This window comes from Acidovorax sp. FG48, assembly GCF_057809085.1.
The window spans coordinates 115,894-138,036 of the sequence record NZ_JBMDJH010000002.1; the positions used below are offsets into that span (position 1 = coordinate 115,894).

General features: G+C 66.6%; 20 protein-coding genes. 8 read left to right on the forward strand and 12 right to left on the reverse strand.

What is annotated here, in order from left to right; translation table 11 throughout:
• Positions 1-235: 235 nt before the first annotated feature.
• From ACODSU_RS03500 to ACODSU_RS03520, 5 genes are all read right to left on the reverse strand, one after another.
• Complete coding sequence (locus ACODSU_RS03500; protein ID WP_007856361.1) at positions 236-394, reverse strand: DUF3309 family protein; 159 nt, start codon at positions 392-394, stop codon at positions 236-238.
• A gap of 261 nt (positions 395-655) precedes the next feature.
• The gene (locus tag ACODSU_RS03505) at positions 656-2,299 is read right to left on the reverse strand and encodes a DHA2 family efflux MFS transporter permease subunit (RefSeq protein WP_488840122.1); all 1,644 of its coding nucleotides are present in this window, start codon (positions 2,297-2,299) and stop codon (positions 656-658) included.
• A 16-nt stretch (positions 2,300-2,315) separates the two neighbouring features.
• Complete coding sequence (locus tag ACODSU_RS03510) at positions 2,316-3,641, reverse strand: HlyD family efflux transporter periplasmic adaptor subunit (RefSeq protein WP_309824038.1); 1,326 nt, start codon at positions 3,639-3,641, stop codon at positions 2,316-2,318.
• Between the two features lie 67 nt (positions 3,642-3,708).
• Positions 3,709-5,187, reverse strand: a complete 1,479-nt coding sequence (locus ACODSU_RS03515; RefSeq protein WP_488840125.1) for an efflux transporter outer membrane subunit — start codon at positions 5,185-5,187, stop codon at positions 3,709-3,711.
• Between the two features lie 33 nt (positions 5,188-5,220).
• Entirely contained in the window at positions 5,221-5,754 is a 534-nt protein-coding gene (locus ACODSU_RS03520; protein ID WP_488840126.1) for a MarR family winged helix-turn-helix transcriptional regulator, read from the reverse strand.
• Positions 5,755-6,084: 330 nt separating this feature from the next.
• On the opposite strand from ACODSU_RS03520, the gene ACODSU_RS03525 reads away from it, so the two are divergent.
• On the forward strand, positions 6,085-7,050 hold the full coding sequence (locus ACODSU_RS03525; protein ID WP_110958757.1) for a ketopantoate reductase family protein: 966 nt from the start codon (positions 6,085-6,087) through the stop codon (positions 7,048-7,050).
• Positions 7,051-7,062: 12 nt separating this feature from the next.
• Here ACODSU_RS03525 and metE read toward each other — a convergent pair whose 3' ends face one another.
• The gene (gene metE, locus ACODSU_RS03530; protein ID WP_488840129.1) at positions 7,063-9,477 is read right to left on the reverse strand and encodes a 5-methyltetrahydropteroyltriglutamate--homocysteine S-methyltransferase; all 2,415 of its coding nucleotides are present in this window, start codon (positions 9,475-9,477) and stop codon (positions 7,063-7,065) included.
• Positions 9,478-9,585: 108 nt separating this feature from the next.
• Here metE and ACODSU_RS03535 point away from each other — a divergent pair, with 108 nt between their 5' ends.
• Complete coding sequence (locus tag ACODSU_RS03535; RefSeq protein WP_422849519.1) at positions 9,586-10,512, forward strand: LysR family transcriptional regulator; 927 nt, start codon at positions 9,586-9,588, stop codon at positions 10,510-10,512.
• A 1-nt stretch (position 10,513) separates the two neighbouring features.
• On the opposite strand, the gene ACODSU_RS03540 is transcribed toward ACODSU_RS03535, so the two are convergent.
• Positions 10,514-10,921, reverse strand: coding sequence for a nuclear transport factor 2 family protein (locus ACODSU_RS03540; protein WP_295944775.1), 408 nt, complete (start codon positions 10,919-10,921; stop codon positions 10,514-10,516).
• 97 nt (positions 10,922-11,018) lie between these two features.
• Here ACODSU_RS03540 and ACODSU_RS03545 point away from each other — a divergent pair, with 97 nt between their 5' ends.
• Positions 11,019-11,885 carry a LysR family transcriptional regulator gene (locus ACODSU_RS03545; protein WP_488840132.1) on the forward strand — a complete coding sequence of 289 codons (867 nt, stop codon included), beginning with the start codon at positions 11,019-11,021 and terminating at the stop codon, positions 11,883-11,885.
• Between the two features lie 110 nt (positions 11,886-11,995).
• Entirely contained in the window at positions 11,996-13,297 is a 1,302-nt protein-coding gene (locus tag ACODSU_RS03550; protein ID WP_488840134.1) for a M20/M25/M40 family metallo-hydrolase, read from the forward strand.
• A gap of 62 nt (positions 13,298-13,359) precedes the next feature.
• On the opposite strand, the gene ACODSU_RS03555 is transcribed toward ACODSU_RS03550, so the two are convergent.
• The 4 genes from ACODSU_RS03555 to ACODSU_RS03570 all read right to left on the reverse strand — a co-directional run bounded on the left by ACODSU_RS03555 (position 13,360) and on the right by ACODSU_RS03570 (position 16,950).
• Positions 13,360-14,328, reverse strand: coding sequence for a 2-hydroxyacid dehydrogenase (locus ACODSU_RS03555; protein WP_488840136.1), 969 nt, complete (start codon positions 14,326-14,328; stop codon positions 13,360-13,362).
• A gap of 65 nt (positions 14,329-14,393) precedes the next feature.
• Positions 14,394-14,858 carry a nuclear transport factor 2 family protein gene (locus tag ACODSU_RS03560; RefSeq protein WP_488840138.1) on the reverse strand — a complete coding sequence of 155 codons (465 nt, stop codon included), beginning with the start codon at positions 14,856-14,858 and terminating at the stop codon, positions 14,394-14,396.
• A gap of 159 nt (positions 14,859-15,017) precedes the next feature.
• Positions 15,018-15,929 carry a 5-dehydro-4-deoxyglucarate dehydratase gene (gene kdgD, locus ACODSU_RS03565; RefSeq protein ID WP_488840139.1) on the reverse strand — a complete coding sequence of 304 codons (912 nt, stop codon included), beginning with the start codon at positions 15,927-15,929 and terminating at the stop codon, positions 15,018-15,020.
• 49 nt (positions 15,930-15,978) lie between these two features.
• Entirely contained in the window at positions 15,979-16,950 is a 972-nt protein-coding gene (locus ACODSU_RS03570) for a Bug family tripartite tricarboxylate transporter substrate binding protein (protein WP_060984441.1), read from the reverse strand.
• Positions 16,951-17,324: 374 nt separating this feature from the next.
• On the opposite strand from ACODSU_RS03570, the gene ACODSU_RS03575 reads away from it, so the two are divergent.
• Together ACODSU_RS03575 and ACODSU_RS03580 are read left to right on the forward strand one after the other, a co-directional pair.
• The gene (locus ACODSU_RS03575; protein ID WP_488840141.1) at positions 17,325-18,422 is read left to right on the forward strand and encodes a lactonase family protein; all 1,098 of its coding nucleotides are present in this window, start codon (positions 17,325-17,327) and stop codon (positions 18,420-18,422) included.
• A gap of 39 nt (positions 18,423-18,461) precedes the next feature.
• On the forward strand, positions 18,462-19,454 hold the full coding sequence (locus ACODSU_RS03580) for a Bug family tripartite tricarboxylate transporter substrate binding protein (RefSeq protein WP_488840143.1): 993 nt from the start codon (positions 18,462-18,464) through the stop codon (positions 19,452-19,454).
• Positions 19,455-19,522: 68 nt separating this feature from the next.
• Here ACODSU_RS03580 and ACODSU_RS03585 read toward each other — a convergent pair whose 3' ends face one another.
• Positions 19,523-19,846 (reverse strand): helix-turn-helix domain-containing protein, encoded by a 324-nt coding sequence (locus tag ACODSU_RS03585; protein WP_488840145.1) that lies wholly within the window; start codon positions 19,844-19,846, stop codon positions 19,523-19,525.
• Positions 19,847-19,877: 31 nt separating this feature from the next.
• Between ACODSU_RS03585 and ACODSU_RS03590 the strand changes: the two genes are divergently transcribed.
• Positions 19,878-20,021: a hypothetical protein gene (locus tag ACODSU_RS03590; protein ID WP_488840147.1), complete on the forward strand. Its 144-nt coding sequence runs from the start codon at positions 19,878-19,880 to the stop codon at positions 20,019-20,021.
• A 54-nt stretch (positions 20,022-20,075) separates the two neighbouring features.
• The gene (locus ACODSU_RS03595; RefSeq protein WP_488840149.1) at positions 20,076-22,130 is read left to right on the forward strand and encodes a tetratricopeptide repeat protein; all 2,055 of its coding nucleotides are present in this window, start codon (positions 20,076-20,078) and stop codon (positions 22,128-22,130) included.
• Positions 22,131-22,143: the final 13 nt, after the last annotated feature.

Here is a 22,143-nt window from a genome sequence, read left to right on the forward strand (position 1 = left end):
TTGAATTTATCGTTTATATCAAATAAATGATTGAAATGCCAATATTATCAATTTGATTGTATTTTTGCTGCAAATTGATCATTTAGGCGTTTCTGGCCGAGGCCGGGTAGCCGTCCTACCGCGCGCGCCCCTGCGAAGCGCCCAAAACAAAGGGCCCTCGAAAGGGCCCTGTGTGCATTTGAAAACTTCCCCTGGGCAGACGCTGTGTGGCATGTACCGGGAGTTCAGATACCCGTCATATCCGTCCCATCAGCAGCAGGATCACCAGGATCAGCACCACCAGACCAATCCCGCCGCTGGGCCCGTAGCCCCACGAGCGGCTGTGGCCCCAGGTGGGCAGCGCGCCGACCAGGATGAGGATCAGAACGATCAGAAGAATCAGCGAGAGTGACATGGCAGTTCCTTGTTGGAGTGGTTTGCGGTGAGTGCATTGTTGGGTGCACCCCGCGAACTGCCCGCAGGTGCCGCGCCCGCCGCGCGGTCAGGGATTTCCGACACCGGCTGTGGGATGCGCGGACTGCAGCAGGGCGCGGCCCCGCTGGCTCACTGCGCCGCCATGTCAAAAATGATAGCTACCAGCGCATAATCCCCTAGCGCTTGCGGCCGTTTTGGTCTGGGGTGTCCGCCGCGAGGCCGTGCCACGCGGCGGACGGGCTCAGTGGGCGCCCGCAGCGTCTGCCGCGCCCGCGCCGCCGGTGCGCGCCGGGCGTTTGGTCAGCCAGATCAGCCCGATGAGCAGCAGGAACAAGCCCGCCGAGCCCAGGAAGATGTCGTTGGCCGCGCGGGTGAAGGCCTGCTGGTCGATCAGCCGGTTGATCTGCGCCAGCGCCTGCATTTGCGTGAGGCCCGAGGCCATCAAGCCGTCCAGCGTCTGCGCAAACACGCCCTGGCCTTGCACCAGCCCCTCGGTCAGGTGCGCGTGGTGCATGGCGGCGCGGCTCTCCCACAGCGTGGTGGCAATCGATGTGCCCATGGCCCCGGCGGTGATGCGCACGAAGTTCGACAACCCCGCCGCCGCCGGGATGCGGTCTGGCGACACGCCAGCCAGCGTCAGCGTGGTCAGCGGGATGAAGAAGAACGCCATGGCCGCACCCTGCAGCAGCGTGGGGATCAGGATGTGGATGAAGTCCGTCTGCACCGTGAACTGCGAACGCATCCACAGCACCGTGCTGAACACAATGAACGCACCCGTGGCCATGCGGCGCGGGTCCCACTGGCCGACCTTTTTGCCCACCAGCGGCGTGAGCAGGATGGCGAACACGCCCACCGGTGCCAGCGCCATGCCGGCCGAGGTGGCCGTGTAGCCCATCCACTGCTGCAGCCACAGCGGCAGCAGCACCACGTTGCCGAAGAACAGCGCATAGGCCACCGACAGCGCCAGCGCGCCAAAGGTGAAGTTGCGGCCCTTGAAGAGCTTGAGGTCCACCACCGGGTGCTTTTCCGTCAGCTCCCACACCAGGAACACGGCGAACGCCACCACGGCCACCACACACAGGGTGATGATTTCGCCCGAGGCAAACCAGTCCAGTTCCTTGCCCTTGTCGAGCATGAGCTGCAGCGCGCCCACCCACAGCACCAGCAGGCTCAGGCCCACGGTGTCAATCGGCAGCTTGCGGATGGGGGTCTCGCGCTTGCGGTAGATGCCCCAGGTCAGCACCCCGGCCAGCAGGCCCACGGGCACGTTGATGTAGAAGATCCACGGCCAGGAGATGTTGTCGGTGATCCACCCGCCCAAGAGCGGCCCCACCACCGGCGCGACCAGAGTGGTCACGCCCCACAGCGCCAGCGCCGTGCCCGCCAAGGCACGCGGGTAGCTGGCCAGCAGCAGCGTCTGGCTGAGTGGAATCATCGGCCCGGCCACCAGGCCCTGCAGCACGCGGAAGAAGACCAGCATCTCCAGCGAGGACGCAAAGCCGCACAGCCAGGACGTGAGCACGAACAGCAGCACGCTCATGGTGAACAGGCGCACCGCGCCAAAGCGCTGCGTGAGCCAGCCGGTGAGCGGCACCGAGATCGCGTTGGCCACGCCAAAGCTGGTGATGACCCAGGTGCCCTGGCCGGGGCTCACGCCCAGGTCACCTGCAATGGCGGGGATGGAGACGTTGGCGATGGACGAGTCCAGCACGTTCATGAACGTGGCCAGCGACAGCGACAGCGTGCCCAGCAGCAGGGCGGTGCCCTGCAGCGGCGGATAGGCAGCGGGCGGGCCGGGTGGCGCCGCAGGGGGCGACACTGCAGGAGGCGCCGCCGGAGCGGGGGCCTGGCCTGCGGCGTCAGCAGTGGGGTTGGCGGCAGTCATGCTCGGTCAACCCCGCTCACTGCACCACGGGGGCTTGCACTGCAGGTTGCACGGGGGCTGACGCATGCTTTTGCGCCTGCACTGCGGGCTGGCTGCTCACTTTGGGCGATGCCACTGCCACGGCGGACTTGCCACTGCGGCCCAGGTTGGCGGCGATGATGTGCGCCACCTCATCGTCGGCGGCCTTGAACTGCTCGTCAAACACGGCGGTGGCGGCCACGGGGGTGGTTCGCTGGGTGTCGGCCAGGGTCTTGCCGCTCTGGTCGGCGGTGTCCACCTTCACTTCCATCGACAGGCCCACGCGCAGCGGGTGCTCGGCCACTTCCTTGGGGTCGAGCGCAATGCGCACCGGTACGCGCTGCACCACCTTGATCCAGTTGCCGGTGGCGTTCTGTGCGGGCAGCAGCGCAAAGGCCGCGCCGGTGCCGGCGCCCAGGCCTGTCACGGTGCCGTGGTAGACCACCTTGGTGCCGTACACGTCGGCTTCCAGCTCGGCGGTCTGGCCGATGCGCAGCGTCTTGAGCTGGCTTTCCTTGAAGTTCGCGTCCACCCACAGGTCGTTCAGGGGCACCAGGGTCATCAGCGGGGCGCCGGCCTGCACACGCTGGCCCACCTGCACGCCGCGCTTGGCCACATGGCCGTCCAGCGGGGCCACCAGCTGCGCGCGCTGCACCGCCAGATAGGCCTCGCGCACGCGGGCCGAAGCGCGCTGCACGTTGGGGTGCTGTTCGATGGAGGTGCCTTCGGTCTGCGTCTGGCTGGCGGCCAGTTGTTCTTGCGCGGCCAGCACAGCCGACTGGGCGGCGGCCACGGTGCTCTTGGCGGCGGCCAGCTGCGCGGTGGCGTGCTGGAACTCTTCCTTGCCCACGGCACCACTGGCCATCAGCGGGGTTCGGCGGTTCACGTCGTCTTGCGCGCGGGCAGCATCGGCCTGGGCGCGGGCCAGGTCAGCGCTGCGCAGGCTGACCTGCGCCTTCAGCGTGGAGTTGTTGGCGTACAGGGTGCGCACTTCGCGCACCGTCTGCGCCAGCTGGGCCTCGGCCTGCTCCAGTGCCACGCGGGCGTCAGCGGGATCCAGCTTGACCAGCAACTGGCCGGCCTTCACAAAGTCGGTGTCGTCTGCGCCGATGGACACCACGGTGCCACCGATCTGCGGCGTGATCTGCACCACGTTGCCCGCCACGTAGGCGTTGTCGGTGGTCTCCACGTGGCGGCCGTTGGCCCAGTGCCAGCCGCCCCAGCCAATGGCCACCAGCGCGACGGCGGCCGCGATGAGGGTGAGGCCCCGGCGGCGGGCGGTGTTGGACTCGTTGGCGGTGAGGGGTTCGCTGTTGGCGGTCATGGCAATGGTCTTTCTGGAATGTGTTGTTATGTGCTTCTGAATAGGGCGGTGTGGCGTTCCGGGCTGGTCAGTGCGCGGCGGCGGTGTGCAGTACGGCCGTGTCGTCGGTCCAGCCGCCACCCAGGGCCTTCATCAGCACCAGGCGGGTGTCGAGCTGGCGGGCGCGCAGGTCCACGGCCAGGCGGCGCTGGGCCAGCACCTGGCTTTCGGTGGACAGCACCACCAGGTAGTTGCCCAGGCCCGCGCGGTAGCGCTCCTGCGCAAAGCGGTAGGCCTTTTCGGCACTGGCCACGGCTTCGTCCTGCAAGGCCTGCTGGCGGGTGAGCGACTGGATGGAGGCCACGGCGTCGCCGGCTTCCTTCACCGCATCGAGCACGGCGCCGTTGTACAGGGCAATGGCGGCATCCAGCTCGGCAGCGCGGCCGCCCAGCTGGGCGCGCAGGCGGCCGCCGTCAAAGATCGGCAGGCGCAACGCGGGCGTCACGCCCATCTGGCGTGAGCTGCCGTTGAACAGCCGGTCCAGCCCCAGCGAGTTCAGGCCGATGAACGCGCCGATGTTGATGTTTGGATAGAACTCGCTGCGCGCGCTGTTCACGCCTTGCGTTGCCGCCTCCACGCGCCAACGGGCGGCCACCACATCGGGACGGCGGCCCAGCAGATCGGCGCCCAGCACCTCGGGCACGGCGGTGGGTTGCAGGGTGGCAAGGCGGGGTGTGAGCTGGGGCAGGGCATCGGGCGCCTGGCCGGTCAGCACGGCCAATTGGCGGCGGCCCAGGGTGATCTGCTCGTCCAGCGCTTCGATTTGTGTGCGGGCGTCGGGCACGGCGGCCTGGGCCTGGGTCAGTTCGACCTGGCTGTCCAGGCCTGCGGCGGTGCGTTCTTGCGTCAGCTTGCGTTGCTCTTCACGCTGTTCCAGCGCACGTTGGGCCACGTCGCGCTGGGCCACCAGCCGGGCCAGCGCCACATAGCTGCGGCCCACCTGGGCGGCCAGCGTGTTGGCAGCGGCGGCGGCGTCGGCCTGCGCAGCACGGGCCTGGCCCAGGGCGGCCTGCAGCTCGGCGGCGTGCTGGCCAAAAAAGTCGGGCGACCAGCTCAGGCTGGCTTGCACGGTGCCGCTGTTGTAGATGTTGCCGGCGATGGGGGCGGGCACCAGCCCGTTGGCGGTGTAGCGCTGGCGGGTGGCGTCCACGCCCAGCGTGGCTTGCGGGCCGTTGGCGGCCTCACGCACCTGGCTCAGCGCCACGGCTTGCTCCAGGCGGGCGCGGCTCACGGCCAGGCTGGGGTTGCCTTGCAGGGCGGTGTCGATCAGGGTGTTGAGCTGCTCGTCACCCAGGGCTTTCCACCACTGGCTGGTGACCACAACGTCGGTGGTGGCGGCGGTCAGACCAGCGGCGGCCGGGGTGGTTTGCGCGAGTGGCGTGTGGGCGGGGCCTGGGTTGGCGCAGCCCACCAGCAGCAGTGCGGCGGCCAGGGCAACGGCCGACACCGCCAGGTGGGCGGCGAGGGCGGAGCGGGTGGACAGGGGAGTTGGGGCAGTGGCGGTCACGGAAATCTCCAGGGGCAGGGCAACAGGGCGGGATCAACCGGCTGCGGGTTCGGTGGGTGAGGGGGTCTGCTGGCGCAGCGCTTCGCCGTTGGCCAGCATGCGGCGCAGCATGGACAGCAGCAGCTGCCACTCGTCATGGCTGAAGTCGCTGAGGTGGCCGTTGAGCACGTCGGCCAGCACGGGGGGCACCAAGGCGGCGATGCGCTGGCCTTCGGCTGTGAGCTTGAGCTGCACGACGCGGCGGTCCACGGTGGAACGCTCCCGCACCACCAGACCCTTGGCTTCCATGCGGTCGAGCGACCGGGTCATGGAGGCGGGGTCGGTCTCCAGGTCCCGCGCCAGGGTGGCCACCGTGGCGGTCTCGCACAGCGACAACTTGAACAGCGGCAGCCACTGGGCGTAGGTGAGTTCATGCAGCGACAGCTGGGCATCGGCCTGCGTGCGGATGGACGACATCACCTTGCGCATCAGGTAGCCGACGCTGTTTTCGGGCACCAGCTTGCTGGGGTCGTAGTGCTCGGCGTTGTAGAACGCGGTGGCTTGGCTGGGTTTGGGCGGAGCTGACATGGATGAGGAATTTAATTGACTAGACAATTATTGTCTTTGCATTGATTTAATTCCTGACACTGAAAAGGGGCCTTTGGGCGGGGGCAGGGCCCACGGCCGGGGCGCAACGGATGGCGGTTGGCGGTGCCGGAATTGGTGCGTGTGACTGGAAATCCGCCCTGTGATCCAGCTCGCCTTGAACGAATTTGCTGCGTATTTGATAGCTTCCAAGGCATGTTCGACTAGCGCATCAGCCGCAAAAACCTTGATTTTTGGTGCGCAGGCTGCCGCCGATATAGTGGGGCGCCCTGTTGCTTCACCTTTCCTTACCTTGCCCACCGGGACACCGCCATGACCGCTGCCGCTGATTCCTCTGTCTCCCTGCCCACCGCCTCGGACATTTGCCCGCCCTTGCGTTTTGCTGTGATGGGCGCGGGCGCCGTGGGCTGTTACTTTGGTGCCCTGCTGGCCCGCGCGGGCCATGCCGTCACGCTCATCGGGCGGCCCGCCCATGTGCTGGCGGTGCGTGACCACGGCCTGCGGCTGCAGACGGCGGCGATGGACGTGCAGGTGCCCCTGGCGGCCAGCACCGAGGCCAGCGCGGTGCACGGCGCGGACGTGGTGCTGTTCTGCGTGAAGTCGTCCGACTCGGAAGACGCGGCGCAGCAGATATGCCCCCACCTCGCGCCCGGCGCGCTGGTGCTGACCTTGCAGAACGGCGTGGACAACGACGAACGCGTGCGCGCGGTGCTGGACGCCTGCACCCCCGTGGCCGCCGCCGTGGTGTATGTCGCCACCGCCATGGGCGGCCCAGGGCATGTGGTGCACCATGGCCGGGGCGAGCTGGTGATTGCACCTTCGCCACGCAGCGACGAGGTGGCCCGCCAGCTCACGGCAGCGGGCATCCCTACCCAGGTGTCAGACAACGTGCGCGGTGCGCTCTGGGCCAAGCTGGTGCTCAACAGCGCCTACAACGCGCTGTCGGCCCTGTCGCAGCAGCCCTATGGCCCGCTGGTGCAGGTGCCCGGCGTGACGCAGGTGATTGCCGACATCGTGGCCGAATGCCTGGCGGTGGCAGCGGCCGATGGGGTGACGATTCCGGGCGATGTGCAGGCGGCGGTGCGTGGCATTGCCAGCACCATGCCCAGCCAGTATTCGTCCACCGCGCAGGACCTGGCGCGGGGCAAACCCACCGAGATCGACCACCTGAACGGTTATGTGGTCAAGCGCGGCGCCGCACTGGGGGTGCCGACGCCGCTGAACCACGCGCTGCAGGTGCTGGTCAAGTTGGCCGAGATGAAGCGCGCTGCCGGCTGAGCCGGGGATCGGTCAGGCCAGCGCCGCTTCTTCCAGCAACCGCTCACGCACTTCCTGCGCGGCCTGCACCATGTGGCGCAGGGCGGCTTCGGTCTCGGGCCAGCCCCGGGTCTTGAGGCCGCAGTCGGGGTTCACCCACAGGTGCTCCACGGGCACCACCTCGGCGGCTTTTTCCAGCAGTGCGGCCATCTCCTGCACTCCGGGCACACGGGGCGAGTGGATGTCGTACACGCCGGGGCCGATCTCGTTGGGGTACTTGAAGTCGCCCGCGCCACCTGTGGCGCTTGCACCGAACGCTTGTAGCAGCTCCATGTCCGACCGGCTCGTCTCAATCGTGATCACATCCGCGTCCATGGCCGCGATGGCGGGCAGGATGTCGTTGAACTCGCTGTAGCACATGTGGGTGTGGATCTGCGTATCGTTGCGCACGCCGCTGGCGCTGATGCGGAAGGCGCGCGTGGCGCGCTCCAGGTAGCTCTTCCACCCCGCGCGGCGCAGCGGCAGCCCTTCACGGATGGCGGGCTCGTCGATCTGGATGATGGCGATGCCGGCGGCTTCGAGGTCGCACACCTCGTCGCGGATGGCCCAGGCGATCTGGTCGGCCGTGGTGGCGCGGGGCTGGTCGTCGCGCACGAAGCTCCATTGCAGGATGGTGATGGGGCCGGTGAGCATGCCTTTCATGGGTTTGGCGGTGAGGCTCTGCGCGTACTGCGTCCAGGCCACCGTCATGGGCGTGGGGCGGGCCACGTCGCCGTAGATGATGGGCGGCTTCACGCAGCGCGAGCCATAGCTCTGCACCCAGCCGTTGGCGGTGAAGGCAAAGCCGTCGAGCTGCTCGCCGAAGTATTCGACCATGTCGTTGCGCTCGGCCTCGCCGTGCACCAGCACGTCAATGCCCAGCGCTTCCTGCTTGCGCACGGCCAGGGCAATTTCCGCTTCCATCTTCTGTTGGTAGTGCGTAGCGTCGAGCGCACCGCGCTTGAAGGCGGCGCGTGCTGCGCGGATCTCTGCCGTCTGTGGGAACGAGCCGATCGTGGTGGTGGGCAGCAGCGGCAGCTTGAGGCGCGCGCGCTGGGCTTTTTGCCGCGCGGGGAAGGCGCTGGCGCGCTGGTCGGCGCCCGGCGCGGCGGCGGCAATGCGGGCGGCCACGGTGGCGCGGTGCACACGCGGGCTGGCGCGGCGCGCGGCCAGGGCGGTGCGGGCGGCGTGCAGTTCGTCGTCCACGGCCGCTTCGCACTGCGACAAGGCGGTAGACAGAACGCGCAGTTCGTCCAATTTCTCCACCGCAAACGCCAACCAGGACTTCACCTCGGCATCCAGCTGCGTTTCGGCCTGCAGGCTGAACGGCACATGCAGCAGCGAGCACGATGGCGCCAGCCACAGCTCGCCCTGGTGTTTGTCGGCCACGGGGCGCAGCTTTAGCAGTGCCCCATCCAGGTCGGCGCGCCAGATGTTGCGGCCGTCCACGATGCCCACCGACAGCACCTTATGCGAGGGCAGCCAGTCAGCCACGCCCACCAGCTCGTCGGGCGCGCGCACGGCATCCACATGCAGGCCCGCCACAGGCAGCTGGCAGGCCAGGCGCAGGTTTTCGGCCAGCGGCGAGAAGTAGGTGGCCAGTAGCAGCTTGGGCGCACTGCGGGCCAGCTGCCAGTAGCTGGGCTCAAAGGCATGGCGCCACGCATCGGGCAGGTCCAGGCCCAGGATGGGCTCGTCGATCTGCACCCATTCCACGCCCTGGGCTTTCAGGCGCGCCAGCACGGTTTCGTACACCGGCAGCAACTGCTCCAGCAGGCTGAAGCGGTCAAAACCGGTCGTCTTGGATTTGCCCAACCACAAAAAGCTCAGCGGCCCCAGCAGCACGGCCTTGACGCGGTGGCCCAGCGCCTGGGCCTCGGCCACTTCGGCAAACAGGCGCTCGCTGGCCAGGTGGAATTGCGTGTGGGCGCTGAACTCGGGCACGAGGTAGTGGTAGTTGGTGTCGAACCACTTGGTCATCTCCAGCGCGGGTTGGCCGGTGGTGTGCTTTGCAGTGCAACCGGCGCTGCAGCCCGCGTGATCGTCGGCGGCTTGGGCCGACACGCCCCGCGCCATCGCAAAGTAGCGGGCCAGCTCGGGCGCGTGGGCATCAAAGCCAAAACGCGCGGGCTCGCAGCCCAGCAGCTGGATGTGGTTGGCCACATGGTCGTACAGCGCAAAGTCGCCCACCGTGACATAGCCCAGGCCCGCATCGGCCTGCGCCTGCCAGTGTTGCTGGCGCAGCTGGGCGGCGGTGGACTGCAGCTCGGCTTCGGTGCTGTCGCCCCGCCAGAAGGATTCGAGCGCGAATTTCAGTTCGCGCTGCGCCCCCATGCGCGGAAAGCCCAGGGTGTGCGTGAGCACGGGGCGGCGGGTGGTGGCGGTTACCGAAACTGCGGCGAGCGACATGGTGATTTCCTTCTTCTGAATGGAGCAATGCAATGAAGGCACCGATGGTCGCGCGGGCTCGTTTATTATTCAAACGAAAGTTTTAGTCGATCAACTTGAATATTAATAATGAACCAGTCGATCCTGGAAGTGCGCCACCTGCGCACGCTGGTCGCCCTGCGCGACAGCGGCAGCCTGGTGCGGGCCGCGCAGTTGCTCAACCTCACGCAGTCGGCGCTGTCGCACCAGATCAAGCTGTTGGAAGACCGCTATGGCCAACCGCTGTTCGAGCGCAAATCGGTGCCGCCCCAGTTCACCGCCGTGGGCGAACGCCTGCTGGCGCTGGCCGATGCCGTGCTGCCGCAGGTGGAAGGGGCCGAGCGCGACATCGCCCGGCTGGTGCTGGGGCAGGGCGGACAGATGCGCATTGCGGTGGAATGCCACACCTGCTTTGACTGGCTGATGCCCGCCATGGACGCCTTTCGCACCCGCTGGCCCGAGGTGGAGCTGGACATCGTGAGCGGCTTTCACGCCGACCCTGTAGGCCTGTTGCACCAGGGCCGGGCCGATGTGGCCATCGTGTCGGAGGTGGATGGTGACGAGGCGGGCGTGGACTACCACGCGCTGTTTGGCTTTGAAATCCGCGCGCTGCTGGCCAAAACGCACCCGCTGGTGGCCAAACCGCACCTCGTGGCGCAGGACTTTGCCGACCAGACCATCATCACCTACCCCGTGCCCGACGAAATGCTGGACCTGATCCGCCAGGTGCTGGAGCCCGCCGGTGTACGCCCCCCACGCCGCACCACCGAGCTGACGGTGGCCATGCTGCAGCTGGTGGCCAGCGGGCGCGGCGTGGCGGCGCTGCCGCTGTGGGCAGTGCAGAGTTACCTGGACCGGGGGTATGTGACGGCGCGGCCCATTGGAGAAAAAGGCCTGCGCGGCGAGCTGCACGCCGCGTGCCTGCCCAGCCTGTCTGCCAAGCCGTACCTGCAGGACTTTGTGCAGGTGACGCGGGAGACGAGTTTTGTGACGCTCAAGGGCGTAGAACTTTTGTAGCCTAGTCCGGCGCGTACTTGTCGCCCACCTCTTCGCGCAGTGGGTGGGTGTCGTAGACGATGTTCATGTCGCGGATGCGCGTGCTGCCCGCGTCGAACGTGAACACGTCCACGCAGGTGAAGGTCACCTCGCGGCCGTCGTTCAAGGTCCAGTCGTAGCGGAAGTAGGCCGCCACGCGCACCGATCCATCCCGGCTGGGCTGCGCGGAGGCAAACAGATCCAGCACCGTGATCACGCTGCCGCTGGAGGCCTGGGCGAGCTTTTGGAAGAAGTCGCTCGCACGCATGGTGCCCAGAAAGGGCGAATGCACCACGCCATCGTCTTCAAAGCAGGCGATCAGCCCCTCGGTATGGCTGGCGTGCAGGTGGGCGAGGTAGGTGCGGACGGTGTTGATGGGGGTAGGGCTCATATGCGGCGTTGCAAAGGTCGTGGAGTGGAGTGCGTAGCTTCGCCAAGTTCGCGCCGTGCGACAAGAGACAATGGCGGCTTATACATAAAAGGTGTTTATGTATCTGCGCTATCTGCAATACCTCCATGCGGTCGTCGAAAAAGGCTCGTTTGCCTTGGCGGCCAAGGCCTGCGGCGTGTCGCAGCCCGCGATCAGCCACGGCATGAAAGCACTGCAAGCCCACTTTGCGCAGCCCTTGCTGGTGCGTGAAGGGCGTCGCCATGTGCCCACCGATTTGGCCCGGGCCGTGGCCGCGCAGGCGCTGCCGCTGGCACAAGGGGTGGAGGCGCTGCCCCGCGCTTCGGTGGCTGCGCCAGAACGCCATCGGCTGCGGGTGGGGCTCACCTCTTCAGCGGCGCTGGTCTGTGGCCCGCTGCTGTATGCCTGCTGGTGCCTGCCCAACGCCCGGCGCTCGCTGGAGATGGCGACGGCCGATGAAGGCAGTCTGCTGGACGGCCTGCTGCAGCGGCGCTTTGATGCGGTCATCGCCCCCAAACCGCGCAAGTTTGCGCATCCTGATGTGACGGAGCGCCCCTTGTACGAGTTGCATCCCCAGGTCTATGCGCGCAAAGGCCACCCATGGGTCCGGGCCCAGTCGCTGGCGCAACTGCAGGGCGCTGCGTGGGCCTGTGTGGGGCCCAGTGTCAGCGGGCCGGTGGATGTGTTGACGGAAGCGCACCGTGTGCGCCGCATGCCCGCGCCCAAGATGTCCGTGCGCTGCCCCGACTTTGCCAGCCTGTTGCACCTGGTGGCGCAGTCCGACCTGCTGGCTGTTGTGCCGCACGCTGCGTTGCTGGGCGGTGCGTCCACGCTGGTGGCGCCCCTGCGGCTGGCGGAATCTCTGCCGCTGTATGGCATGTGGCTGTTCGAACCCCGGGGCTACAAGTCACGACTGGGCCCCGAGGTGTTTGCGCCTGCGGGCTGAGTCTGGCGCGCAGGCGCTGACCGAAACATTGCAAGGAGGATCAGTGTTTGAAATTGGTGTTGCAAGACTCCATAATCGCTTTCCTCATTCCTTCACCGAGCCTTTGCACCATGCACCATTCGCAGCGCCGCCCACACTCAGCCCCTTCGTTTATCCGCCCCCTGATGGCCTCGCTGGCGCTGGCGTTTGCCGCCACCCTGGCCCAAGCTGCACCTGTTGCTGAGGTCCATGCGCTGGCCCAGAAGGAGCAGCAGCCGCTGCTCGACACCCTGCGTGACCTGGTGCATATCGAGTCGGGCAGCAAGGACATCGAAGGCCTGAATCAGATCGCCGAGCGCATTGCCAGCCAGCTCAAGCAACTGGGCGGCACGGTGGACGTGCTGCAAACCAGCGACATCTACCGCCTCGACGATACCCCCGAGAAGGTGGGCCCTGCCGTGCAGGCCGTGTTCAAGGGCACGGGCAGCAAGAAGATCATGCTCATCGCGCACATGGACACGGTGTACCTGAAAGGCATGCTCAAAGGCCAGCCGTTCCGCATCGATGGCGACAAGGCCTATGGCCTGGGCATTTCGGACGACAAGCAGGGCATCGCGCTCATCATCCACACCGTGGCCTTGCTGCAAAAGCTCAACTTCAAGGACTACGGCACGCTCACCGTGCTGATCAACGGCGACGAGGAAATCAGCTCGCCCGGCTGGCGCAGCACCATCACTCGTGTGGCGTCCGAGCAGGACGTGGTGTTGTCGTTCGAAGGCGGCGGCACCGACGGCACGCTGCGCCTGGCCACCAGCGGCATTGGGGCGGCTTACCTTACGGTGCAGGGCAAGGCATCGCACGCCGGAGCCAAGCCCGAGGATGGCGTGAACGCGCTGTATGAGCTGTCGCACCAGCTGCTGCAAATGAAGGACTTGTCCAAGACCGAGGAGGGCCTCAAGCTGAACTGGACGGTGTCCAAGGCGGGCACCAACCGCAACGTGATTCCGGCCGAAGCCACGGCCCAGGCCGATGCGCGCGCGTTGCGTGTGGCCGATTTCGACGGGCTGGAGAAAGGCCTGCAAGAGAAGGTCAAGAGCAAGCTGCTGCCTGCCTCCAAGGTGGATGTGAAGTTTGAAGTGCGCCGCCCGCCGCTGGAGGCCAGCGACGCATCCCGCCGCGTGGCGGGTTACGGCAAGGTCATCTACCAGGAGCTGGGCATGTCGCTCAACGTGGTGGAAAAAGCCACCGGCGGCGGCACCGATGCAGCGTTTGCCGCGCTCAAGACCAAGGGCGCAGTGGTGGAAGGCATGGGCCTGTCGGGCTACGGCGCGCACTCCAACGATGCGGAGTACGTGCAGATCAACACCATCGTGCCGCGCCTGTACCTGGCCACGCGCATGATCATGGACATCTCACGCGACCGCGTGAAGTGACACGCTGAGCTGCCCCATGCCCTCCCTGTGAGGGCAGCGTTACGCAGGGCGCAGTGGTCGGCTCAGGCGCCCGGCGTGCCCGGCACCGGCGTCCGCACGGCGCCGGTTGCAAAGAAGGATTCCAGGTTTTCCAGCACCAGGTCGGCCATGGCGCGCCGGGTTTCATGCGTGGCGCTGGCGGTGTGCGGTGTCAGCACCACGTTGTCCAGCGCCATCAGCGCGGCGGGCACGGTGGGTTCGTTCTCAAACACGTCCAGGCCGGCACCAGCAATGCGGCGCTCGGTCAGCGCATCGATCAGTGCCGCCTCGTCCACCACAGTGCCACGCGCCACATTGATGAGAAATCCGTCGGGGCCCAAGGCCTCCAGCACCTTGCCGTTGACGAGGTGGCGCGTTGCAGCGCCGCCTGCCACGGTGAGCACGAGGTAGTCGGCCCACTGCGCCAGCGCGGTCACCGACTCGAAGTAGGGCAGTACGCATTCCTGTCCCGGGCGGCGGTTGTGGTACCCCACCTCCATGCGAAAGCCCGCCGCGCGCTCTGCCACGGCCTGGCCGATGCGGCCCATGCCCACAATGCCTAGGCGCTTGCCCGACACGCGGCTACCCAATGCATACCGGGCCTTCGGCCATTCACCACGGCGCACAAAACGGTCGCTGGCGACCACGTGGCGTGACACATCCAGCATCAGCGCAAACGCCATGTCGGCCACGCAGTCGTTGAGCACGCCGGGCGTGTAGCCCACCTGTACGCCACGTGCTTTGGCGGCGTCGATGTCCAGTGCGTCAAAGCCCACACCAAAGCTGCTGATGACCTGAAGGTTGGGCAGGGCCGCGATGACTTCGCCTTTGACGCCAATGGCCGCAGTGGTTACCACCCCGGTGAACTCCGCACCGCGCGCTGCCAGAAAGGCCGCTGGATCGGGCTGGTCTGCCAGGCAGGTGACGTCGTACCGGGCCGCCAGTTCGGCCTCCAGTGCGGGAAGGGGCAGGCTGCCGATTTGCAGGATGCGGTGGCGGGTGGCTGTGGTCATGGTTCCGGGGGGCAACAGTGCCAAAAATGCGAAGAGCGGCACACGGCCGCCCCAATGTGTTTACATCAAGCCGCGACGCGCACGGCCTGGCGGGCCAGCAGCTTCCACTGGCCACCTTGCTGTTGCCACACGCCCAGGATCTTGATCTGCACCTTGCCGGGCTTGCCCGAGTCGTTGGTGTCGGCCGTGAGGGTGTGGCGCACGATGGCGGTGTTGCCCACTACCCTGATGGTCTGGTCGGTGATGGCAATGGTCACAAAGTCGGACTTGCCGGCGATCAGGTCACCGATAAAGCTGTCCTTGGTGTCCACGCGGCCGCCGGAATGGCCGTAGCTCAGGTCGTCGGCAACGAGGGCCGTCAGCGCCGCAGGCGTGGGGTCGATCATGGCGACGCGCAGTTTTTCTGCGGCGGCTGCCACAGCTTGCTCGGCCGATGCCGAGGAGCCGGTGGCTGCCGCACCGGTGGCGCAACCTGAGAGTGCGGCAAGGGTGACGGCGGCGGCTGTGGCCAGAATGATTTTCTTGAACATCTTTTCTGTCTCCGTTGATGTGTTGATGGTTGTGGAATGGGCGTGCCAGGACTGCCCCCGGACCTGTGCACGGCCGGGCCCGGGGTGTTGGTTTTCACTGGGGAAAAAAACGAGGGCCTGGAGAACCAGGCCCTGAGCAGGCCTTGAACCCGCTGGTTCTTACTGCGGCCCCAACTTGTCAATCAGCCCCTTGAGCTCTTCCATCTCGCTGGGCTTGAGGTCCACCAGCGGCGCCCGCACCGGCCCACCGTCATGGCCCACGATGCGTGCCCCCGCCTTGATGATCGACACCCCATAGCCCTCCACCCGGTTGCGGATGGCCAGGTACGGCATGAAGAACGACTTGAGCAGCCGGTGCTGCGTGGCCGTGTCGTCCGTCGCCACCGCCTGGTAGAACTCCATCGCTGTCTTCGGAATGAAGTTGAACACTGCCGACGAATACACCGGCGTGCCCAGCGCCTTGTAGGCGGCTGCATACACCTCGGCCGTGGGCAGGCCGCCCAGGTACGAGAAGCGGTCCCCCAGCTTCATGTAGATGGACGACATGGTCTCGATGTTGCCCACACCATCCTTGAACCCCACCAGGTTCGGACAACGCTCGGCCAGGATGGCCAGGGACTCGGCCGTGAGCTTGGTGCGATCACGGTTGTAGACGATCACACCGAACTTCACGCTCTTGCAGACCTGCTCCACATGGGCGATCAGGCCTTCCTGACCCGCCTCGGTCAGGTAATGCGGCAGCAGCAGGATGCCGTGGGCGCCCAGGCGCTCGGCCTCCTGCGCGTGGGCAATGGCCGTGCGGGTGGGGCCACCGGCGCCGGCAATGATGGGCACCTTGCCCCGGCAGGTCTCCACGGCGGTCTTGATGACCTCGCTGTACTCCGGGCCCGAGAGCGAGAAGTACTCCCCCGTGCCGCCAGCGGCAAACAGGGCACTGGCGCCATAGGGGGCGAGCCACTCCAGGCGCTCGATGTAGGTCTTGGGGCGGAAGTTGCCTTGCTCGTCGAAGTCGGTGATGGGGAACGAGAGCAGGCCGGAGCCCATGATGGATTTGAGTTCTTGAGGGGTCATGATCAGTGCAGCGAGAGAGGAATGTGAATGAAACGCGTGTCCGTGGCGCTCAGTCGAGCTTGATGTTGGCGGCCTTCACCACGCTGGCCCAGCGCGCGCGTTCCTTGGCAAAGAACTGGTCTTGTTCGGTGGAGGTCATGGTCACCACTTCGGCGCCCTGGCCGGCCAGTCGCGAGCGGATCTCGGGCGCGCGGATGGCGGTGATGAGTGCCTTGTTGAGCTTTTGCACGACGGCATCGGGCGTGCCGCGTGGCAGCAGCACACCTTGCCAGGTGCCGGATTCGTAGCCGGCCACGCCTTGCTCGGCAATGGTGGGCACGTCTCCGATCAGCGGCATGCGGGTGGACTTGGAAACGCCCAGCACCTTCAGCTTGCCGTTCTGCACCTGGGGCAGGGTGGCCAGCATGCCGTTCATCAGCACCTGGGTCTGGCCTGCCACGGTGTCCTGGATGGCGGTGACCCCGCCCTTGTAGGGGATGTACTGCCAGCGTGCGCCGCTGGCGCGCTCCAGCGCAACGCCCGCCAAATGCGGCGCGCTGCCGGTGGCCGTCACGGCAAAGTTCAGCTCGTTCTTCTTGGAGTAGGCGATCAGCTCCTTGAGGTTGTTCACCGGCACCGAGGGGTGCACCACCAGCAGGTGGGGCGAGTAGGCCAGCATGGTCACACCGCGCAGGTCTTTGGACGGGTCGAACGACAGCTTGGTGTAGACCGAGGGGCTGATGGCCAGTGCACCCACATCGCACAGCAGCATGGTGTAGCCATCGGGCTCGGCCTTGGCCACAAAGTCAGCGCCCAGGTTGCCGTTGGCGCCGGGCTTGTTTTCGACGATCACGCTTTGCTTGAGCGACTCGGACAGCGCCTGGCTGATGGAGCGCGCAATGATGTCCGAGCTGCCGCCGGGCGGGTAGGGCACCACGATGCGCAAGGTCTTGGTGGGCCAGTCGGCGGTTTGGGCCGTGGCGGATGCCGCAGCCAGAGCGGCGGTGCAGGCCAGAAGAATTGCGCGACGTTGCAGGCTCATGGAAGGTCTCCGTGTGTTTGTGTTGTTAGTCATCGTACAACTAGGTTCAAAGAAACACAATCCCTTGCTCGTGGGTTGTGGGCATATTCAACGGAATTTCAGGGTTTGTACTGAGATTTTTGAGTTGTAGATAGCTGGGAAAGGCCAATGAACGGGCGCTTTGATCCATGCGCCACTTCGGGTAATCCCTTTCTTCATCCCTGTCTTTCCTGGGTCAGAATGCCAACCTTGTTGTATGACGACATATCACAATGAGCGACCCCCAGCAGTTGCGCCACGCTCCAAGTGGCCTCCAGCAAGGCAGCGAAACCCCAGCAACCACGGCGGCCAGCGCGCTTCGCAGCCACCGTGCGGCCATTCTCAAAGGACATTGCATGACCCTCCCATTCCGCATCCATCGCCGGGCCGCGCCCGTGGCGCTGGCCGTCGCTGCCGTGTTGGGCGCCCAGGCGGCGCAAGCGGCCACGTGGGTGTACGTGGCCAACGCAGACAGCCAGGATGTCTCGGTGCTGGAGCTGGACCGCGCCGCCGGAACGCTCAAGCCCGTAGACACCACGGCAGTGGGGGGCACCGCCATGCCCATGGCTGTCAGCCCGGACAAGCGCGTGCTCTATGTGGCGCTGCGCTCGCAGCCGTTTCGGGTGGTCAGCCTGGCCATTGACCCGGCGAGTGGCAAGCTGCGCAAGCTGGGCGAAGCGCCGCTGGCCGACAGCATGGCCAACATCGACACCGACGCCACCGGGCGCTGGCTGTTTGCGGCCTCCTACCCCGGCCACAAGATCACGGTCAACAGCATTGGCAAGGATGGCGTGGTGGGAGCGGTGCAGCAACTCATCACCACCGCGCCCAACGCGCATGCCATCCATGCGGATGCCGCCAACCGCTATGTCTTGGCGACCAGCCTGGGTGGCGACCACCTGTCGGCCTGGAAGTTCGATGCCGAGACAGGCAAGATCATTGCCCACGAGCCCGCGTTGACGCCGGTCGCGCCCGAAAAATCCGGCCCCCGCCATTTTGTCTGGAGCCGCGACCAGCGCCACCTGTACCTGCTGGACGAGCTGGATGCTGCCCTGCATGTAATGGCCTACGACAAGGAACGCGGCACCCTGCGCCAGCTGCAGCGCACCACCACATTACCAGCAGGTTTTACCGGCAAGCCTTGGGCCGCCGACATTCACCTGTCGCCCGACGGCCGCACGCTGTATGCGTCGGAGCGCACCTCCAGCACGCTGAGCACGTTTCGCGTCGATGCCGCCACGGGGCAGCTGCAACCGCTGGGGCAGGTGCCCACCGAAAAGACGCCGCGCGGTTTTGCGGTGGACGCATCGGGTCGCTTCCTGATCGCGGCGGGGCAGGATTCACACCACGTCGCCCTGCACCCCGTCGACGCAGCCACGGGCCTGCCCGGCGCACCCACCCGCGTTCCAGTGGGCAAGAACCCCAACTGGATCGAGATCGTCGACATGCCCTGAGATCGCCCTTTTTTTTCATTACCCCAAGGAGACAAACACATGCAACGCAGAACCCTGGTCCAATCCGTCGCCCTGGCAGCCGCAGGCGCGCTGATGGCGCTGCCCGCCATGGCCCAGACCACCTGGCCCACCGGCAAACCCATCAGCTACGTGGTGCCCTTTGCCGCCGGTGGCACCACCGACACACTGGCTCGCCTGATCGGCCAGCAACTGGGCACAGCCCTGGGCACCACGGTGGTGGTGGAGAACAAGGGCGGCGCCGCAGGCAGCATTGGTTCGGAGGCGGCCGCGCGCTCGGCCCCGGACGGCTACACGCTGCTGGGCGGCACCGTCAGCTCGCATGCCATCAACATCAGCCTGTACCCCAAGCTGGGCTACGACCCCATCAAGTCGTTCAGCCCCGTCACGCTGATCGGCACCAACCCGGTGGTGCTGGTGGTGTCCGCCGCCAGTCCCTACAAAACCCTGAAGGACGTGCTGACGGCCGCCAAGGGCAAGCAGGGCGGCCTGTCGTCCGCGTCGGCCGGCACGGGCAGCTCACAGCATCTGGCGGTGGAACTGCTGGCCTACAAGTCGGGCGTGAAGTTCACGCACATTCCCTACAAGGGCAGCGGCCCCGCCATCCAGGACGTGATCAGCGGCCAGGTGGACATGATGTTTGACACCACGGTGGTGGCTGCACCGCACATTCAAAGCGGCAAGCTGCGCGCCATCGCCGTCACGTCGCCCAAGCGCCTGGCCTCCATGCCCGACGTGCCCACGGTGGCGGAGTCGGGAGTGGCCGAGCTCAAGGACTTCGAGGTGCAGTCCTGGCAGGCGATTTTTGTGCCGGCGGGTACGCCCACCCCGGTGGTGAGCCGCCTGCACGACGAGATCCGCAAGATCCTCGCCCAGCCCGACATGCAGACCCGCCTCAAGGGGTTTGGCATGGAGCCTGCCGACATGAGCGTGGCCCAGATCGCCACGTTCCAGAAAGCCGAAGTGGACAAGTGGGCCCAGGTCATCAAGGCGGCCAACATCAAGGTGGACTGATCGCCCGCTGACCCCTTTTGCTCCCTGTAAAGACTTAGCGGAACAGCCTTCGGGCCGTTCCGCCTTTTTTATTGCGGGTTGGGCGCTTGCGCGTTTGCGGGGGCGTCCGCCGATGGGTAGCGTGGTGCGAGCACGAGATCGGGATGCTGCCCGGTGAGCAACAGAAACATCGCAAACACCGGCCCCTGCATGTTGCGCTCGTCGGTCATGCTCTCCAGCGCCTGCCAGGTGCGCGACTGCACGCCGCCCCGGCTGCCGGTCTGCAGCGGGTAGCCCATGAGTTCGGCGGCCTGCGCCTGGCTGAGCCCGGCCGCAACGCGCGCGGCCTTGAGCTGCTCGCCGGTGGGCACAGGCATGGCAAGGGCCATGGCGGAAAGGGGTGGTGTGGACATGGGTTGCTATAAAAAAATGAGCTTTTAGCGCATGAAATACCAGCGCTACAGCCCATTTTTACCCAAAAAGCGGGAGCGTTATCCGGGTGTGGTGCTGGCACATCACTGGACAAAACAGAGAAGTGCCAGCGATGCAGGCGAGCGGGGTGCGCTTCTAGAATCCGCTCGCAATTGACGAGCGTCAACACCCACAACAAGCCGCATCCGAGCGGCATCCGAGGAGGGATTTGTGAGCTACACCATCCAGATCTGGGAAAAGCCCGCCGATTGGCCGTGGCCCACGACCAAGGCCGAGGCGGACGCGCAGTACGAGCGCGTGGAGGCAGGCCGCCAGGTGCCGATGAACCCCAAGTACGCAGCGTGGGCCCAGGCCGTCGAGCCGCGCTTTCCAGGGTTCTGGGACATCTACTTGGGCGGCCCTGACATCACCGATCCGACCTTTGGCGTGGGCATCAACACCCGCTTTCCTGACTGGGGCCCACCGTTTGACGATGGCTGGGAGCAAGCGGCCCGCCTGGGCCTGAACCTCTATGACCCGCAAAGTGGCGTGCACTACCTGGCCAACGGCGATGCCCCGGAAGAGCCCGATCTGCAGGTGCGCCACGCGGCACGGGCGCGGCAGGCGGGCGATGACGCCAGGGCCTGGGCCGAGTACCGGCGCTGGGCCGCGCGGGGCAACCCGCAAGCGCTGTATGCGCTGGGCCGGGCCTTGCGATTTGGCACCATGGGCCAGCGCAGGCATTTCGATCTGGCGGCTGCGCTACAGCTCATGGGCGCGCATGATGCGGAGAACCGCAAGGACGCCCTAGCCTTCTACGAGCGCTTTCCGGACAAGGCCAAGGCCCGCATCCAGGCCCTGATGGCGCGGCTGAAGGCCGCGCCGGGCGAGCCACTGCTGCAGATCGTGGACGAAGAGCGCAAGGCGGTGGATGACGCCGTGGCCCGCAGCGAGCAACTGGCCTTGTACTCGCGCAAGCGCATCGAAGCGGCAGACGCACTCGAGCCCGCAGCGGCCCAGGGCCACGAGGTGGCCGCGTTTCTGCAGGCGCTGGAGACCGTGATCGGCTGGGAGCAGCCCAACTACGAGAACGCACGCTCCTGGTGCCAGCGCGCGGCGGACTGGGACCATGAACCTGCCAAACGCCTTTTGGCCGTGATGTTTGAGCGCGGCTGGGGTGGACCGGCGGATGCGCAGCAAGCCGCCAAGTGGAACGCCGCTGCGCAAGAGCAGCGGCAGCGGGTGCAGCAAAAGAAACAGGCCCAGGAGGCCTCTGAATCGCCCGGCGGCCTCAGCCTGGCGCCCATGGCTGCGGCTTCTGCGGCTGCGTCCACGTCAGGTGCCGCAGCACCCCTGGTGTGGACTGGCAACCCCCTGCGCGACCTGCCTGCTTGGTACGCCCGCGAAGGGGACCCGCACGCGGCTTTTCACCTGGGCACCAGCGACGAGCACGGCCGCTATGGCAGCCCCGTGAATCTGGCCCAGGCCCGCGCCTGGTATGCCCAGGCGGCCGAGGCGGGCCACGCCGACGCCACCTACAACCTGGGAACCTTTATCGAAAGCGGCAAGGGCGGCCCCAAGGACGCGCTGGTGGCCAAGGCGCTGTTCATGCTGGCCAACACACGGGGCACCACCATGCAGGTGGCCGACCTGCGCATCAAACCCCAGGAGCAAGGGCCCGTGCGGGCGCTGGTGATGGCGCTGCGCGAGCCCGGGCGGCTGCGCGGCGTGCTGCAAGAGCGTGGACTCGCCCCGAGTCTTCAGGCTCCGGGTGGGGCCGCCGCGCGGGTGGTGGGTGCAGCGGCAGCGGCGGGTCTGTCCGCAGGCGAGTGGGGGCGGGGCGATGGCGCCCCGCCGTCGCCAGCTACAGCCAGACCGCCAGAGCCACAGACTCCGCGTTCGCAGGCGCCCAGCCCATCGCGCAGCCGCACAGGCCCGACGCATCGCGGCGAAGAGGACGACGATGGCGACGAGGGCGATGCCCATGACGATGCCCGCTATGGGCGCTCCACCTCCACGTTTGCATGGCACCTGGGCCATGCGGCGCTGGGCATTGGTGTGGCCAATGGGGCATTGCTGATGGCTTTCTTCAAACCCGGAGCCAGCTTCCGCATGGGCATGCTGGTGCTGGGCCTGATCGCCGCGCTGGGCGCGTGGCGTACGGCGCGCGACTTTGACTGGTCGCCCCTGGCGCGTGCCGTGGTGGCGGTGCTGGCGGCCATCCCCTTGCTGGGCATGGGCGTGTGCCTGGGCCTGCTGTTCAAGGCCTTGCGTGAACGTGGGTAGGGGTGGGTCGCCC